Below are 15,388 nucleotides of genomic sequence, written 5' to 3'. Positions count from 1 at the left end.
GCGAGAGGAGGACGGCGTGGATCCCTTCAAGGCACACAGTCCCGCACCCGAGCTCACCGCACTCTACGTGCCGGCGGACCGTCCGGACCGGCACGACAAGGCACTCGCGACGATCGCCGACGTCGTCATCGTCGACCTGGAGGACGCCGTCGCTCCCAGCCGCAAGGACGCGGCGCGGCGCGAGGTCGTCGACCTGCTGCGGCACCGGTCGTCGGGGTCCGGCACCGCGCGCCTCTGCGTCCGGGTCAACCCGGTGAGCAGTCCGTGGGGCCGGGCCGACCTCGAGGCGCTCGCGGAGGTCCTCGCCGACGTCACCGTGCACTCGATCCGGCTGCCCAAGGTCGAGTCGGCCCAGGACGTCGACTCGGTGCGGGCCTACTTCGAGCGGGACGTGCCGGTGTCTGTCCTCGTCGAGACGGCCGTCGGCGTCGAGCGGCTCGGGCAGATCACCGCGGCGCACGGGGTGGCGTCGGTCGCGCTGGGCGAGGCGGACCTGCGCTCGGACCTGCGGCTGACCGGGGACGGCGGGCTGGACTGGGTGCGCTCGCGACTCGTCGTCGCCGCCCGCGCCGCCGGGCTGCCGCCGCCGATGATGTCGGTCCACCCCCGGCTGAACGACGACGAAGGTCTGCTCCGATCCTGCGCGGCCGGGCGTGCCGCCGGGTTTCTCGGGCGTACCGCCGTCCACCCGAAGCAGCTGCCGCTGATCGTGGAGGGCTTCGCACCCGAGCCGGCGCAGGTCGAGAAGGCCGAGAACATGCTCGCGGCGCTCGCCCGGGGCCAGCAGGTCGCGGCGGGAGTCGTCGTCCTGCCCGACGGTCAGATGGCCGACGCCGCCATGGCCGCGGCAGCCGAGCACGTCGTCGCCGTGCACCAGCGAGTTCAGGTGCTCCGGCAGATGTGCGGCGCGGCGCAGGCGTAGACGGAGCAACAGGTAGCTGACAGGTGTCGTGCCGACGGGGCGGCTGCGGTCGGGGAGCACGGCGTTGACGGATAGGAGGCCGCACGATGCGCATGGACGGGTTCCTTCTCGGGCCTGGCCCCGCAGGCCGCTGTGACGACTACCGGGTGGGTGGCGCCGTCGTGCACCGTACCGACGCCGGTTGGCGCATGTGGTACTACTGCCGTGACCGAGCCTATGACCGCCCGGCACCGGGCACGCTGGGGTCCGGGCGGATCGCGTTGGCCACCTCCCCCGACGGCATCGGGTGGGAGAGGTTCGACGGCCCTGAAGAGCTCGGCTCGGTGTTCGCCCCGAGCAGCGACCCGGCGAGCTTCGACGCCTCGCACGTCGGGCTCACCGACGTCACCTTCGACGGGCGGCTCTGGCACCTGTGGTACTTCGGCGGCGACCTGACCGTGCGGGCGAGCCGGACACGGCTCGGGGCGGTGACGGGGCTCGGGATGCGCCCGGGGCACGCGATCAGCCCCGACGGGGTGACCTGGACCCGCGTCCCCGGCCCGGCCACCGGCGGTGCCATTCTCGACTACGACCCGGACCGGCTCTACCGCGCGTGGCCGAACGCCTTCGGTGACGCCGGCGGGACGATCTACGTCCAGACGACCTCACCGACCCTGGACCTCGGCGTGTTCCACACGGACACCTTCGTGTCCGCCGACGGGGTCGTCCTGACCGGCGTGGGTCCGCTCGTCTGGGCCGACGGCGGGCGCCCCTGGGACTCGCACGGCATTGTGACGCGGCAGGTGCTCGAGAACCCGTTCGGCGTGGGCCGCCGCTGGCTCATGCTGTACACGGGGCTCGACGAGCGCCACGGCCGCTCGGTCGCGACCGCCGACTCCGACGACGGCCGGCACTGGCACCACCAGTCCGACGGCCCGGTGCTGACGGCGGGGGAGCCCGGCGCGTGGGACAGCCTCGGCGCGGCGGCGACCCGACTGGTCCCGGTCGAGGACCGTCTGCATCTGTACTACTACGGCTTCAGCTCACTCGCCGACGACGACTCCCCCCGAGGGATCGGCCTCGCGATCGCCCACCGCCGGCCGGGGTCGCCGTTCCGACGCGTGACGACCCCCGATGACCAGTACTGACGCGTCCGAAGGAGAAAACGAGATGGCGGACGTCAACCTGCTCGTGGCCGGTGCGGGCGGCGGCATCGTCGCGGCGCTGCGGGCCCAGGAGCTCGGCCTCTCGGTCGCGGTGATCGACGCGAACGAGCACTTCCTGCGGGCGAACAACACGGCGATGTCGACGGCCATGATTCCGGGTGCCGGATCGCTGTTCCAAAATGAGGCGGGAGTCGAGGACTCGCCGGAGATCTTCGCCGAGGATGTCCGGTACAAGACCAAGGGTCGCGCCAACCCGGTCGTCACCGACGCGCTGAGCCGGATCTCGGCCCCGCTCGTCGAGTGGCTGGCCGGCTCGCTCAAGCTGCCACTCGAGCTCGTCACGGATTTCGAGTACCCCGGGCACACGCGGCACCGTTGCCACACCGTGCCGGGACGGCACGGCACGATCCTGCTCGGCATGCTCCACCGGGTCGCCCGGGAGCGGGGGATCGACATCGTCGTCCCCGCGCGGCTCGTCGCGGCCCGGCACCAGGACGACGCCCTCGTCGCCGTCACCGAGGCGCCGGACGGGACGACCGAGGAGATCTCCTGCGACGCCCTCGTCCTCGCGACGAACGGCTTCGGGGCCGACGCGGCGCTCGTCGCCGAGCACATCCCGGAGATCGCCGGCGCCGTCTACCACGGCAGCGAGGCCTCGCGCGGCGACGCGCTGAGCATCGGGCGGACGTTCGGTGCGGCCGTCGACTGCCTCGACGCGTACCAGGGCCACGGGGCGCTCTCGCTCAGCAGCATCCTGGTCGGCTGGGCGACGGTGATGCACGGCGGGTTCATCGTCAACACGAGCGGAGGCCGCTTCGCCGACGAGACCCAGGGCTACTCCGAGTTCGCCGCGCTCGAGCTCACGCAGCCGGACCACCGCGCGTTCATCATCTTCGACCAGCGGATCCATGACGCGTGCCTCGCCTTCGAGGACTTCCGTCAGACGAAGGCGTCCGGGGTGCTGCGCCAGGGCGACTCGGCCGCCGAGCTCGCCGGGCGGCTCAGCCTGCCCGCGGACCGGCTCGAGGCCTCGTTCGCGCAGGCCGCGGCCGGACGCCGCGGCGCGACCGACCCGCACGGGCGCTCCCGATGGGGCGACGCGGACCTCGCCGCTCCGTTCTACGGGGTCGAGGTGCGTCCCGCGCTCTTCCATACCCAGGGCGGGCTCGCTGTCGACGCGGCGGCCCGCGTCCTCGACGCCGCCGGCGAGCCCATCGCGGGGCTCTACGCGGCGGGTGGCGCCGCCGTGGGCATGAGCGGCCGGGGAGCGGACGGCTACCTGGCCGGCAACGGGCTGCTCGCGGCACTCGGGCTGTCCTTCATCGCGGCCGAGGACGTGGGCCGCCGGCTGGCGGGCCGCTGACCGTAACAAAGCCGCTGACCGTAACAAAGCCGCTGACCGCAGCAAAGCCGCTGACCGCAGCAAAGCCGCTGACCGCAGCAAAGCCGCTGGACGTAACAAAGAGGCCGGTGTTCGTAACAACGGTGCCGGCAACCGAAACACAGGGGCCGGTGACCGTGACGAAGTGGCCGGACGAGTTGTCACAGGCCCCTTGTTCGGCGGATATCTAGATCGCTATGGTGCATCCAATGGAACGGTGTTACGCATAGCGGAATTGATGACCGGCTCACCCATGGAGGGATGAACGTGAAGACAGGTCTCAAACAGCGCGGCCGGGCCAACTTCAACCTGCTGGCGGATCTGGCCGCATGGAGCGGCCGGGAGCTCCAGGCCTCGGCCGAGCGGACGCTGGACGAGCGGCTCGAAGGCCAGACCCTTCCCGAGGGTGACCGCGAGCGGCTGCGTCTCGGCTACGAGCTGCTCGACGGCTCCAGATCCTTTGCCTGGGACCGCTTCTACACCCGTCTCATCGCCGAGCGTCAGTTCGTGGCAGGCCTGGAGGCGTACGAGGACGGGGCGGCGGAGATCCGGGCGGAGTACGAGGCGAACGCCGGCAAGGGTGGCGTGCTCGAGCTCGACCCGGACGTCGAGATCCCCGAATACTGGACGACAGAGTTCCACCTCACGCCCGGCGGCTGGGACGGCCACGAGCACATGGGCTTCATCATCCACGACTACGTCTACGACCTGATCTTCGCGACCGGCGGGATCGGCGCCATCAAGCCGGGCAGCCACTTCTCCGACCTGCGCTACGTCACCGCCGTCGAGGGCAACCGCGACCACTACGACAACATCCTCGAGCTCGGCGTCGGGACCGGCCGTTACGCCCTCGCGCTGCAGCACGCCTACCCGAACGCGAAGATCCACGGCGTCGACCTCGGCCCGAGCGAGCTGCTGCACGCCAAGCTCGTCGCCGCGCGCAACGGCTTCGAGTGGAACCTGCGCCAGGCCCAGGCCGAGGCCACCGGCTACGACGCGGACACCTTCGACCTCACCACGGCCTTCATCCTCTTCCACGAGATCCCGGCCCCGGCCGCCAAGGCCGTGGTCAAGGAGGCGTTCCGGGTCACCAGGCCCGGCGGGGAGTTCCTCGTCGCCGACGTCGCGCCCTACAGCGAGCACGAGAACCTCTTCCGCTCGGTCGTGCTCGACTGGGAGACGGACCACCGCAACGAGCCGTTCTGGCGCGGCGCACTCCTCACCGACCGCAAGGCGCTGCTCGAGTCCGCCGGGTTCGTCGACGTCCAGGAGTACGGCGTGGGCACGGCCAACTACCCGTGGATCACCAAGGGCGTCAAGCCCGCAGCCTGAGACACCACGCTTCGGGCCCGACACGCTGCCCCCGGCGAACGCCCTCGCCCCACCCCCTGAGAGGAAGCCATGGAAGTTCCTAAGTACTTGGAGAAGGCGACGATCGACGATCTCGCCCGGATGATCGAGGGCCTCGTCGAGGAGTTGTGGGTGACCAAGGACCGGCTGTTCGTCCTTGAGGAGGTCCTCGCCGGCAAGGGCACGCTGTCCGACTCGACCGTCGACGAGCACCTGCCCTCCGAGCCGCTGCAGGCCGTGCTCCGGCGGGAGCGGATGCGTCTCATCCAGCGGGTCCTCGGCGCTCCCCAGATGGACCACTGACATGGCCATCCTCATCGCCCCCGCGCTGCGCTCCTCGCTCGGGCAGGCCCTCGGCCTCGCCGGGCGCACCATCGTCGTCACCGGCGCCAACTCCGGCATCGGGCAGGCCGTGGCCCTCGGCCTCGCCGAGCTCGGCGCCAACGTCCTCGGTCTCGCCAGGCGTGAGGAGGGACTGGCCGCGGTCGCCGAGCAGGCCGAGCAGGCCGGCATCTCGTTCGCCTACGCCGTCGCCGACGTCACCGACGAGGCCTCCGTCGAGGCGGCCATGGACCGCGCCGTCGAGACCTTCGGCGGGCTGCACGGTGTCGTCGCGAACGCCGGTATCGCCGTCGTCCAGCCCGCGCTCGAGGTCGGCGCCGACGACTTCCGTTCCGTCGTCGACACGAACCTCAACGGCGTGTTCCTCACGGCCCGCAGCGCGGCCAAGAGGATGACCGACGGCGGCTCGATCGTCCTGACCAGCTCGAGCTTCGCCCGCCGCGGTTTCCCGGACTGGTCGAGCTACAACGCGAGCAAGGCCGCCGTGTCGATGCTCGCCGAGACCCTCTCCGTCGAGTGGGCGCCGCGCGGCATCCGGGTCAACGCGATCGGCCCGACCGCGACGCTGACGCCGGTCAACGAGGCCCTCTTCGCCGACCCGGACTTCACCGCGGCGGTCGTCGCGGGCATCCCGGCCGGCCGCATCCTCGATGCCCGTGAGCTCATCCTGCCCACCGCGTTCCTGCTCAGCCCCGTCAACGGGATGATCCTCGGCCAGACCCTCATGGTCGACGGCGGCCAGACCCTCTGAAAACGCCTTCCGAGCAGCACAACCCCTGGAGGCCTCGCCATGACCCACAACAGCCCCCGCGTCGTCCACGACGTGCCCGACGCGTCCTTTCCTGACTGGTACCCGAGCAGCCCGGTCGTCACCGCCGGCCCGTTCGCATTCACCGCCTCGATGAGCGCCACCGACTTCGACAACGGAGGGCTCGCCGAGGCCGCGCAGGTCGAACCGGGCCTGCCGCTGCACAGCGGCCACCCGGTGAAGAAGCAGGTCCGTGAGGTGTACCGCCGCCTCGACTCCGCGCTCACCGTCGCCGGGTCGAGCCTCGAGCAGGGCGTGTGCATCAACCAGTGGCAGCCGACCTTCCACACCGACGGGCACCTGGAGCCGGGGTGGACGCCGCGATACCAGACCCACTGGGAGGACTGGCGCTTCGTCGCGCACTCGTACATCCAGGGCCGCGACGAGTTCCTCCTGTCCGACCGCCCGGCGAGCTGCCTGCTGCCCGTCGAGCGCCTCGTCGCCACCGACACCCACGTCGAGATCCAGCTCATCTCGTTGCTCGACGGGTCCGGTATCGAGAAGCGCGCCTACGCTCACGACGTCCACAGCCCGCTCGGTGGCTACTCGGTCGGCGTCGAGTCCGGCCCCTACCTGTTCAGCGCGGGCTTCATCCCGACCGACTTCGAGTCCGGCCTGCACCCGAACGCCCGTGTGCCACAGCACATCTGGTACGGCAACCAGGTCGCCGCGGAGACCGACGAGACGTTGCGCCAGATCCGCATCACGATGGAGGCGGCCGGCGGGGACTGGCGTGACGTCGTCAAGGTCGTCATCTACCTCACGCCCGAGGGCGTCCGGCAGCTGCCCGCCATCGACGAGGTCTGGGCCAGGCACTGGCCGACCGAGCCGCCCGCGCGCACCATCGTCCCCGTCTCCGGCATCGGTGGGGTCAAGGGCGGCAACGTCGAGATCTACGTCATCGTCGCGCGTCCCGGGCACGGCGGCGACCGCCACATCATCCGCGCGGACAACGCGCTCGCGCCGATCGGGCACCAGGCCCAGGCCGTGCGCAGCGGCTCCCTGCTGTTCCTGTCCGCGCAGCTCGGACGCACCGCTTCCGGCGCGCCCGGCGGCGCCTTCGCCCGCAGCCTGCCACACACCCGCCGCCACATCGTCGACCAGGTGCGGCGCATCCACGAGGACGTGGCGGCGATCTGCGAGGCGGCCGGCACCTCGATCGAGAACGCGGTCCGCGCCGACCTGTTCCTGTCCGACCTCGAGGACCTGCCGACCGTCTTCCAGGCCTGGCCCGAGCCCTTCACGAACGGGCTGCCCGCGGCCGGGTTCTACGAGGTCCCACGGGACTTCCAGGAGGTACCGGGCTGCGCCCTCAGCGTCGACCTCATCGTCCACATTCCTGAGCAGTGAGGTTCGCAGGCCCGTGACCGAGACCGCCGCCCGAATCAAGGAGGTCCGCGACGGCATGCGGATCCTGTGGGACGTCACCATCACGATGGACGACGGCCTGCCGCTCGCCGCCGACGTGTTCCTGCCGGAGGAGCCCGGACGCTACCCGGTGCTCCTCAGCTACGGTCCCTACGCCAAGGGGCTGCCCTTCCAGGTGGGCTACCCCACGGCGTGGGAGTCGCTGTCGGGCGACCACCCTGACGTCGCCGCGGGCAGCTCCTGCGCGTACCAGAACTGGGAGGTCGTCGATCCGGAGAAGTGGGTGCCGCACGGTTACGCCATCGTGCGGGTCGACTCCCGGGGCTGCGGCCGCTCGCCCGGCTACATCGACCACTTCTCCGCGCGCGAGACGAAGGACTTCGTCGCGTGCGTCGAGTGGGCGGCGGACCAGCCCTGGTCGACCGGCAAGGTCGGCACCTCGGGCGTGTCCTACTTCGGGATGAACCAGTGGCAGGTCGCGGCGGAACGGCCGCGCGGCCTCGCCGCGGTCTGCATCTGGGAGGGCGCGAGCGACTTCTACCGCGACGCATCCCACCACGGCGGCATCCTGTCGACGTTCTGGGAGCACTGGTACGACAAGCAGATCAAGGTCGTCCAGTACGGTCTCGGCGACCGCGGCCCGGTCAACCCCATCACCGGCCTCAACGTCTGCGGCGACGAGACGCTCAGCGAGGAGGAACTCGCCGCGAACCGGTGCGACTTCGGCACCGTCATCCGCTCCCACCCGCTGCTCGACGACTGGCACGGCGAGCGCTCCGGCGTGCTGGAGAACATCGAGGTGCCGTTGCTCAGCGCCGGGAACTGGGGCGGCTCCGGGCTGCACCTGCGCGGCAACGTCGAGGGCTTCCTGCGCGCCGGCAGCGCGCAGAAGTGGCTCGAGATGCACGGCCTGGAGCACTGGACGACCTACTACACGGACTACGGACGGCAGATCCAGCTCGCGTTCTTCGACCACTTCCTCAAGGGCGTCGACAACGGCTGGGACCAGCGCCCGCCCGTGAGCCTGCTCGTCCGCTCACCCGGCGAAGCCTACGAGGAGCGAGCCGCGTCCGCGTGGCCGCTGCCCGAGACGGCATGGCGGCGTCTCGAGCTCGACCCCGACCTGCTCCAGTTCGTCGAGCAGAACGACGCTGAACCGGGATCCGTCGAGTTCTCCGGTGGCCGGGAGGTCACCTTCCGGCTGCCGGCGACCGACGCGGACCGTGAGATCACCGGCCCGGTCTCGGCGAAGCTGTTCGTGTCCACCGACTCGGACGACGCCGACGTCTTCCTCACCGTGCGGCTGTTCGACCCCGGCGGCAAGGAGGTCACCTTCGCCGGTGCCGTCGACCCCAACGCGCCGATCAGCATGGGGTGGCTGCGCCTGAGCCATCGCGAGCTCGACGAGTCCGCCTCCACCCCGTGGCGGCCGATCCACTCCCACTCGCGCACCCTTCCCGTCGAGGCGGGCGAGGTGTACGAGGTCGACGTCGAGGTCTGGCCGACGTGCATCGTCGTCCCCGCCGGCCACACGCTCGCGGTGACCATCGGCGGCCGGGACTACGAGAACCCCGAGCTCGAGGACGCGGTGACGATGTCCAACTTCAAGAACGCCATGAAGGGCTGCGGGCCGTTCCTGCACGACGACCCGGTCGACCGTCCGCAACGGCGGGACGCCGCGCGGGTTCGCGTCCACTGCGGCGGTGACCACCGGTCGAGCGTCCTGCTGCCCTTCCAGGAGCGCTGATCGCCGTGTCCGCGGAGTCCGCCTGCCCCCCGCCGCTGCCCGTGTGGCTGCGGGAGGCCCTCAGGTCCGCCGTCTCGGCCGAGCTCATCGCGGAGGTCGTGGCCGTCGACCTCGACGCGGCGTTCGATCACCTGCGCGACGACGAGGAGTTCGTCGCCGCGCTGACCGCGAGCGTCACGGAGAACGTGCGAACCCTGCACCGGGTCGCGATGGGCGAGGTCGAGCTCGACGAGCTCGACCTCGTGCAGCCCCGGCGCCTCGCCGTCGTCCAGGCCCGGCGGCGCGTCGTGCAGGCATCCCTGCACCTGTCCTACCGCGTCGGGTTCCTCACCATGTGGCGGGACTGGGTGGGCCGCCTCGACGCCGTCGAGGCGGACCCTGCCCGCCGCTGCGAGGGCGCCCGCCTGCTCACCGAGCTCGTCATGGCCTACCAGAACGCGGCGCTGGCCCAGGTGGCCCGCGAGCACATGCTCACCGAGGAGAGCCTGCAGCGGTCGCGGGACCACCTCCGCTTCCGCCTCGTCAAGGACCTGCTCAACAGCGACCACGTCCCGGACAAGTTCGAACTGCTCGGACTCGGCTATGACATCGACGCCGACCACATCGCCGTCGCGTCGCGTGCCGATGCCGGCAGCACCGACTGGGTGCGCCGCGCTCAGGCGACCTGTGCCGTGACGGACGTCCTGCACCACACGGAGCCGGACGGCATCCACGTGCGGTTCCTCGCCCGGCGGGCGTGGACCGCCGAGGCGCGGGCGGGGCTGCGCCGGCTGCTCGCCGAGCACGGTGTCGCCGCCGAGGTGAGCGCGCCCGCGCGTGGCCTGGAGGGACTACGCCACGCCTACGGCCAGTTGGGGCGGCTGCGCCGGATTCGAGGGGCGTTCGCCGGGAAGCATCAGCGGTACCAGCTCGCCCGTGACGGGGTCATCGAGTACGCCGACGTCCGTCTCGAGGCGATCTTCCTCGACGACCTGCCCATCGCGGCCCAGCTCGTCGAGGAGGAGCTCGCGACCCTGAGCGGCACCGGCAGCGGGCTCGACGTGCTGCGCGAGACCCTGTGTGTCTGGCTGCGTGAGCGCAACTACGCCGCGACCGCGAGAGCCCTGCACCTGCACGAGAACACCGTGCGCAACCGCGTCCACCGCATCGAGGAGCTGCTCGGTCACGACCTGCAGTCCCGCCATGCCGAGCTCATGCTCGCGCTGCGCCTGCACGACCTGCTCGCCGGCCTGAACGAGACGGCTACACCGATCCGCCGTGCGATGTGAGCAGCTCCCGGGCCCGCTCGGTCGCCAGCGTGGTGTAGAGCCCGATCGCTGCCTTGACCGCCGTCAGGTCACGCTCACGGTAGCCGCTGACGATCCGCTGGTGGACGTCGACGAACTGCGAGGAGCTCTTCCGGGTCATCCCGAAGCTGTGCGCCATGATCGTCGGCATGGCCAGCGCCTCGTACTGGGCGATGGCGCGCCGGTTGCCCGAGAGCCCGATGAGGAAGCGGTGGAACCGGTCGTTGGCCTCGAGGTAGGCCTCGAAGTCGGTGAACTCGTCGTTGAGGATGAACCGGGACAGCTCGCCGCAGTGCTGGTCGAGGGCGACCAGGTCGTCCTCGGACACGGAGCCGACGGTCAGGTCGGCGACCCCCTGCTCGATGATCGCGCGCGCCTCGAACGCCTCCGCGGCGTCGTCGGCCGTGAAGGGGGCGACCCGATGGCCGTGCCGCGTCGGCATGATGAGCCCTTCACGGCGCAGCGTCGACAGCCCGGCGAGGACGGCGGCCGGCTCGACGTCGAGGCGTCGCGCCAGCTTCGGAACGTCGATGTCGTCGTGCCCGTCGATCTCCCGCGCGAGGATCATGTCGCGCAGCCGCTGGTACACCTGGTTGAAGCGGTCGAGCGTGAGCCCGCCGAACCCGCCGCGGAAGTACGTCAGGGGCAGGCCCTCACGCGCCTGGGCATCCCGCGCCCGGCCGATGAAGATGCTGTGGCTGCCCGCCTGCACCGTGTCCGACACCTCGCACTCGATCGAGGCCAGGGCGTCGGTGAGGACGGGATTGCCGAGGACTCCTTCGTGGACGCGCACCCCGGTGAACTTGTCGTCGCTCGGACGGGCGAACTGCAGTGCGAGCTGTTCCTGTCCCTCGGCGAGGATGTTGAGGCAGAAGGTGCCCGCCTCGGCGACGGTCCGCTCGGTCGGCACCGAACGGTTGACGCAGACCAGGACCATCGGCGGGTCGAGCGACAGTGACGTGAGCGCACTCACCGTCATGCCGGCCCGTGCCTGGACGCCTCGTGACGTGAGGACGGCGACGCCGGTGGCGAAGCGACCGGCGACGTTGCGGAAATGGTCGCGGTCAACGTTTGGCGTCCGAACGACGGTCATGTCCCGAGTCAACCTCCCGCGCCGGCAGCGGGGCAATCACGGCTTCCCACATCCCGGCCCGGTCAGGTTGTGAGAAGCCGTAATTGTTCCGGGGTTGACCAGCGGATTGACTGAGCCGGTGAGACTTGGATACTTCGCGATGCCACTGCACCGCCCCGGACGTCCATGGGCGGAGACGCTCCGCGAGGACCGCGAGGCGGTCATCCTCGCCGATCGGCTCGGATTCCACGACGCCTTCATCGGTGAGCACCTGACGGACACGCTGGAGAACATCACCAACTCGATGCTGTTCCTCGCGACGCTCGTCGGCGACGCTCCCCGGATCAAGCTCGCGACCGGCACGACGAACCTGTCACACCAGCATCCGGCGCTCGTCGCGGCCAACGCGGCGATGTTCGACCACCTGACCGGCGGCCGGCTCATCTTCGGCATCAGCCCCGGGGCGTTGCCGTCGGACGCCGAGGTGCTCGGCATCCTCGACGAGGACCGGGGCGCGATGTTCGCCGACGCCATCGAGGTCATCCTCAAGATCTGGGAGGGTGAGCCGCCCTACGACATCGTGTCCGGGAGCGGGCGCTACAGCGTCTCGACGCGGCGGTCGATGGACCTTCCGCTCGGTGTGGGCGTCCTGCCGAAGCCGCTGCAGAGCCCGCGCCCCGAGGTCGTCGGCACCGTCGTCGCGCCCTTCTCCAAGGGCGTCGTGGAGATGGGCCGCAAGGACTTCCACCCCCTGTCGGCCAACTTCCTGCTGCCGCAGTGGGTGGCCACGCACTGGGGCAAGTACGTCGAGGGCAAGGAGGCCGTAGGGGTCAAGGCGGACACGGCCGACTGGCGGATCGCGCGGACGGTCTTCGTCGCCGACACCGAGCAGGCGGCCCGCGCCTACGGGCGTGACGACCGGAACAGCCCCTACCGGTTCTACTACGAGCAGATGCTGCGCAAGATGACCAAGCTCGGGCGGCTGGGCCTGTTCAAGCGCGACCGCAGTGAGCCGGACGAGGCGATCACCCTTGACCGGGTCCTCGACGACCTCGTCATCTGCGGCACGCCCGAGCAGGTGGCCGAGCAGCTCGTCGCCTTCGAGCAGCAGACCGGACCCTTCGGGGAGCTCGTCTACGCCGGCCTCGACTGGGTCGACGAGGGGCTCGCGCGCCGGTCGATGGAGCTCATGGCGACCGAGGTCATGCCCCTGGTCGAGAGGTACGGCAGCGGTGCGTGACCGGATGCCGCAGTTGCCGGCGACGGCACTGACGCCGGCGCAACAGGAGGCTGTCGCGGCGATCACCGCCGGCCCCCGGGGTGAGCTCTTCGGGCCCTTCGTCCCCCTCCTGCGCAGCCCCGGCGCCATGGTCCGGCTGCAGGAGGTCGGCGCCCACCTCCGGTTCGGGTCCACCCTGCCCAAGGCGGTGCTCGAGATGGCCGTCCTGCAGGTGGCCCGCGCCCGGAACCAGGTCTTCGAGTGGGGCTACCACTGTCAGCTCGCCCTCGACGCGGGCGTCCCCCGGGAGGTCGTGGAGGACATCGCGGCCGGCCGGGAGCCGGGTCCGCCGGCGGAGCCGCTGGCGACGGGCTACGCGGTCGTCGCCGGCGTCCTCGCCGGCAACGACATCCCCGACGAGCTCTACGACCGGGCGCTCGACGTGCTCGGCGAGGAGGGCCTCATCGACGTCATCGTCTGTGCGGGCTACTACACGACCCTCGCCATGGTGATGAACGCGACCCGGACCGACGCGGGTGCGCTCAGCCCGCCCGTCGAGATGAGCCTGTCATGAGCGGGGTGGCCGTCCGCGGCCGGACCCTGCGGGAGGGCCAGGGCCCGACCGTCGTGCTGCTGCACCCGCTCGGCGCGGGCGCCGACTTCTGGCAACCGGCCGCCGCCTCGCTCGACGGCCTCGGCGTGTACGCCGTCGACCTTCCGGGGCACGGCGGCTGCCCGGTCCCCGGCGACCCCTACGGCACGGCGGACGTCGCGGCCGCGCTCGCGACGCACCTGCGCGGTCTCGGTCACGAGCGCGTGCACGTGGTGGGGCTGTCCCTCGGCGGCCTCGTCGCCCTCGAGCTCGCGGCGCACGATCCCGGTCTCGTCGCCGGCCTCGTCGTGGCGGCCACCGTCCCGTCCTACCCCGAGGACTGGCGCGAGAAGTGGCGGGCCCGGGCCGCCGAGGCCGGACGCCTGGGCGTGACCCCGTTCGTCGAGCCCACGCTGCAGCTGTGGCTCACCCCCGCCGCCCTCGCCGCCGACGGGCCCGAGGTCGCCTATGTGCGGCGCACCCTCGGCGGCACCGACCCGCGCGGCTACGCCCTCGCGTGCCTGGCCCTCGCCGATGCCGACGTCACCCCGCGGCTCGGCACGATCACGGCGCCGACCCTGCTCGTCGACGGCGAGCTCGACGCGCCGATGTTCCACGACGGCGCCGCCCGCCTCGCCCGGTCGATCCCCGGCTCCCACCGCGCCGTCATCGCCGGGGCACGGCACGCCAGTGCCCTCGAGTTCGCCGAGCCCTTCGCGCGGCTCGTACGGGACTGGGTGCGGCCTGGGAATGACAGCCCGGACGAAGGGAGCCGGTCATGAACGCGACCGGTCGACCAGTCGTCGGGTTCGTCGGGCTCGGAGTCATGGGCTCGGCCATGGCGGGCAATGTCCTCGCCGGCGGGGCGTTCGAGGTCCACGGCTACGACATCGACGCAGATCGGCGCCGGGCGTTCGCCGACGCCGGGGGCACGGTGCACGACGACCTCGCTTCGCTCGTCGCCGCCTGCGACCTCGTGCTCACCTCCCTGCCGAGCGCGGCGGCCTTCGATTCCGTCCTCGGTGGGCTCGTCGAGCACGCGCGTCCGGGGACGGTCGTCGTCGAGACGAGCACCCTGGATCTGCGCACCAAGCTCGACGGGGCGGCCCGCCTCGCCCGGGCGGGCGTCGAGATGCTCGACTGCCCGTTGAGCGGAACCGGTGCCCAGGCCCGGGCCGGCGACCTCGTCGCCTACGTGAGCGGCGCACCGGAAGCGGTCGGACGGGCCAGGAGCCTCGTCGAGGCGTTCACGCGTGCCCACTTCGAGCTCGGCAAGGTCGGCAACGGCACCCTGATGAAGCTGGTGGCGAACCATCTCGTCGCGGTGCACAACGTCGCCGCGGCCGAGGCGCTCGGGTTCGCCCAGGACCTCGGCCTCGACCTGTGGCAGGTGCTCGCCGCCGTCGGCGACGGCGCGGGAGGCTCGCGGATGCTCGGTGTCCGCGGCCCCGACATGGTGCGGGGGCGCTACGAGCCGGCGAGCATCCGCATGGACGTCTTCGCCAAGGACCTCGAGATCATCGGGGCGGCCGCGGCCGAGGCGGGCACCGTGACGCCCCTGTTCGACGCCGCCCGGGCCATCTACCGCGACGGCCTGTCGGACGGCCTCGTCGCCAGCGACACGGCCGTCGTGTTCGAAGTGCTTCGTGGGCACCCTCGCCCACGCGACCCGGCGCCCAGCGGGCGACGGGTATCGGAATCGGTCGACAACGGAAGGGAACACGCATGATCACCGGAATCCGCGGTGTGAACATCAAGGTTCGTGACCAGGATCGGTCGGCGAATTTCTGGACCGAGCAGGTCGGCCTGGAGGTCGTCAGCGACGTCGTCATGCCCGACTTCGCCCCGCGTCGCTGGTTGGAGACGGCCCCCGCGTCGCGCAACTCAATGATGATCCTGCACTGGCCGGTCTTCGACGAGGTGGAGTTCTTCTCGGGCATCACCTTCACCTGCGACGACATCCACCAGACCTACGAGGAGCTCAAGGCCAAGGGCGTCGAGTTCGTCTCCGAGCCGTTCCTGGCCGGCTTCGGCTGGTGGGCGACCTTCAAGGACCCCGACGGCAACGTGTTCGTCCTGCGGCAGGAAAAGGGCTGAGCGCAGCCATCGTCGCGCGCCCGCCGACGGCGGGCGCGCATCAGCGACAACGAAAACTC

At 71.2% G+C, this 15,388-nt stretch carries 15 protein-coding genes; 14 read left to right on the top strand and 1 reads right to left on the bottom strand.

Annotated features, from left to right (window positions below; genetic code table 11):
- Window positions 1-16: 16 nt before the first annotated feature.
- From ACQEVZ_RS09935 to ACQEVZ_RS09895, 9 genes are all read left to right on the top strand, one after another.
- On the top strand, window positions 17-922 hold the full coding sequence (locus ACQEVZ_RS09935) for an HpcH/HpaI aldolase/citrate lyase family protein (protein WP_433364336.1): 906 nt from the start codon (window positions 17-19) through the stop codon (window positions 920-922).
- Window positions 923-1,014: 92 nt separating this feature from the next.
- Window positions 1,015-2,049 (top strand): hypothetical protein, encoded by a 1,035-nt coding sequence (locus ACQEVZ_RS09930; protein ID WP_433364333.1) that lies wholly within the window; start codon window positions 1,015-1,017, stop codon window positions 2,047-2,049.
- A gap of 22 nt (window positions 2,050-2,071) precedes the next feature.
- Window positions 2,072-3,430: an FAD-dependent oxidoreductase gene (locus ACQEVZ_RS09925; protein WP_354891850.1), complete on the top strand. Its 1,359-nt coding sequence runs from the start codon at window positions 2,072-2,074 to the stop codon at window positions 3,428-3,430.
- A 285-nt stretch (window positions 3,431-3,715) separates the two neighbouring features.
- Entirely contained in the window at window positions 3,716-4,780 is a 1,065-nt protein-coding gene (locus ACQEVZ_RS09920; protein WP_433364330.1) for a class I SAM-dependent methyltransferase, read from the top strand.
- 69 nt (window positions 4,781-4,849) lie between these two features.
- A complete protein-coding gene (locus ACQEVZ_RS09915; RefSeq protein WP_363398207.1) occupies window positions 4,850-5,101 on the top strand; it encodes a hypothetical protein in 252 nt (83 codons plus the stop codon).
- 1 nt (window position 5,102) lies between these two features.
- Window positions 5,103-5,891: an SDR family NAD(P)-dependent oxidoreductase gene (locus tag ACQEVZ_RS09910; RefSeq protein WP_433364326.1), complete on the top strand. Its 789-nt coding sequence runs from the start codon at window positions 5,103-5,105 to the stop codon at window positions 5,889-5,891.
- Window positions 5,892-5,930: 39 nt separating this feature from the next.
- Complete coding sequence (locus tag ACQEVZ_RS09905; protein ID WP_354891857.1) at window positions 5,931-7,298, top strand: RidA family protein; 1,368 nt, start codon at window positions 5,931-5,933, stop codon at window positions 7,296-7,298.
- 13 nt (window positions 7,299-7,311) lie between these two features.
- Window positions 7,312-9,063, top strand: coding sequence for a CocE/NonD family hydrolase (locus ACQEVZ_RS09900; RefSeq protein WP_433364322.1), 1,752 nt, complete (start codon window positions 7,312-7,314; stop codon window positions 9,061-9,063).
- 5 nt (window positions 9,064-9,068) lie between these two features.
- Window positions 9,069-10,331 carry a PucR family transcriptional regulator gene (locus ACQEVZ_RS09895; protein WP_344510752.1) on the top strand — a complete coding sequence of 421 codons (1,263 nt, stop codon included), beginning with the start codon at window positions 9,069-9,071 and terminating at the stop codon, window positions 10,329-10,331.
- Here the strand turns inward: ACQEVZ_RS09895 and ACQEVZ_RS09890 are convergent.
- Window positions 10,306-11,442, bottom strand: coding sequence for a flavin reductase (locus ACQEVZ_RS09890; RefSeq protein WP_433364318.1), 1,137 nt, complete (start codon window positions 11,440-11,442; stop codon window positions 10,306-10,308). The two genes, ACQEVZ_RS09895 and ACQEVZ_RS09890, sit on opposite strands and share 26 nt — an antisense overlap.
- Window positions 11,443-11,560: 118 nt before the next feature.
- Here ACQEVZ_RS09890 and ACQEVZ_RS09885 point away from each other — a divergent pair, with 118 nt between their 5' ends.
- From ACQEVZ_RS09885 to ACQEVZ_RS09865, 5 genes are read left to right on the top strand one after another with little or no spacing between them, the layout of a single operon-like run.
- Complete coding sequence (locus tag ACQEVZ_RS09885; protein ID WP_344510748.1) at window positions 11,561-12,661, top strand: LLM class flavin-dependent oxidoreductase; 1,101 nt, start codon at window positions 11,561-11,563, stop codon at window positions 12,659-12,661.
- Complete coding sequence (locus ACQEVZ_RS09880; RefSeq protein ID WP_433364314.1) at window positions 12,654-13,214, top strand: carboxymuconolactone decarboxylase family protein; 561 nt, start codon at window positions 12,654-12,656, stop codon at window positions 13,212-13,214. Before ACQEVZ_RS09885 ends, ACQEVZ_RS09880 begins: the two co-directional genes overlap by 8 nt.
- The gene (locus tag ACQEVZ_RS09875; RefSeq protein ID WP_433364311.1) at window positions 13,211-14,014 is read left to right on the top strand and encodes an alpha/beta fold hydrolase; all 804 of its coding nucleotides are present in this window, start codon (window positions 13,211-13,213) and stop codon (window positions 14,012-14,014) included. The genes ACQEVZ_RS09880 and ACQEVZ_RS09875 overlap by 4 nt, the downstream gene beginning before the upstream one ends.
- Window positions 14,011-14,961: an NAD(P)-dependent oxidoreductase gene (locus ACQEVZ_RS09870; RefSeq protein ID WP_433364308.1), complete on the top strand. Its 951-nt coding sequence runs from the start codon at window positions 14,011-14,013 to the stop codon at window positions 14,959-14,961. Before ACQEVZ_RS09875 ends, ACQEVZ_RS09870 begins: the two co-directional genes overlap by 4 nt.
- Window positions 14,958-15,329 (top strand): VOC family protein, encoded by a 372-nt coding sequence (locus tag ACQEVZ_RS09865; RefSeq protein ID WP_433364305.1) that lies wholly within the window; start codon window positions 14,958-14,960, stop codon window positions 15,327-15,329. Before ACQEVZ_RS09870 ends, ACQEVZ_RS09865 begins: the two co-directional genes overlap by 4 nt.
- The last annotated feature ends 59 nt before the right edge of the window (window positions 15,330-15,388 follow it).

It is taken from the genome of Dactylosporangium sp. CA-152071, from assembly GCF_050936335.1.
GTDB classification, from domain to species: Bacteria; Actinomycetota; Actinomycetes; order Mycobacteriales; family Micromonosporaceae; genus Dactylosporangium; species Dactylosporangium maewongense.
Note: the sequence above shows the minus strand (reverse complement) of the source record. Positions and strands in the feature narration are given on the sequence as shown.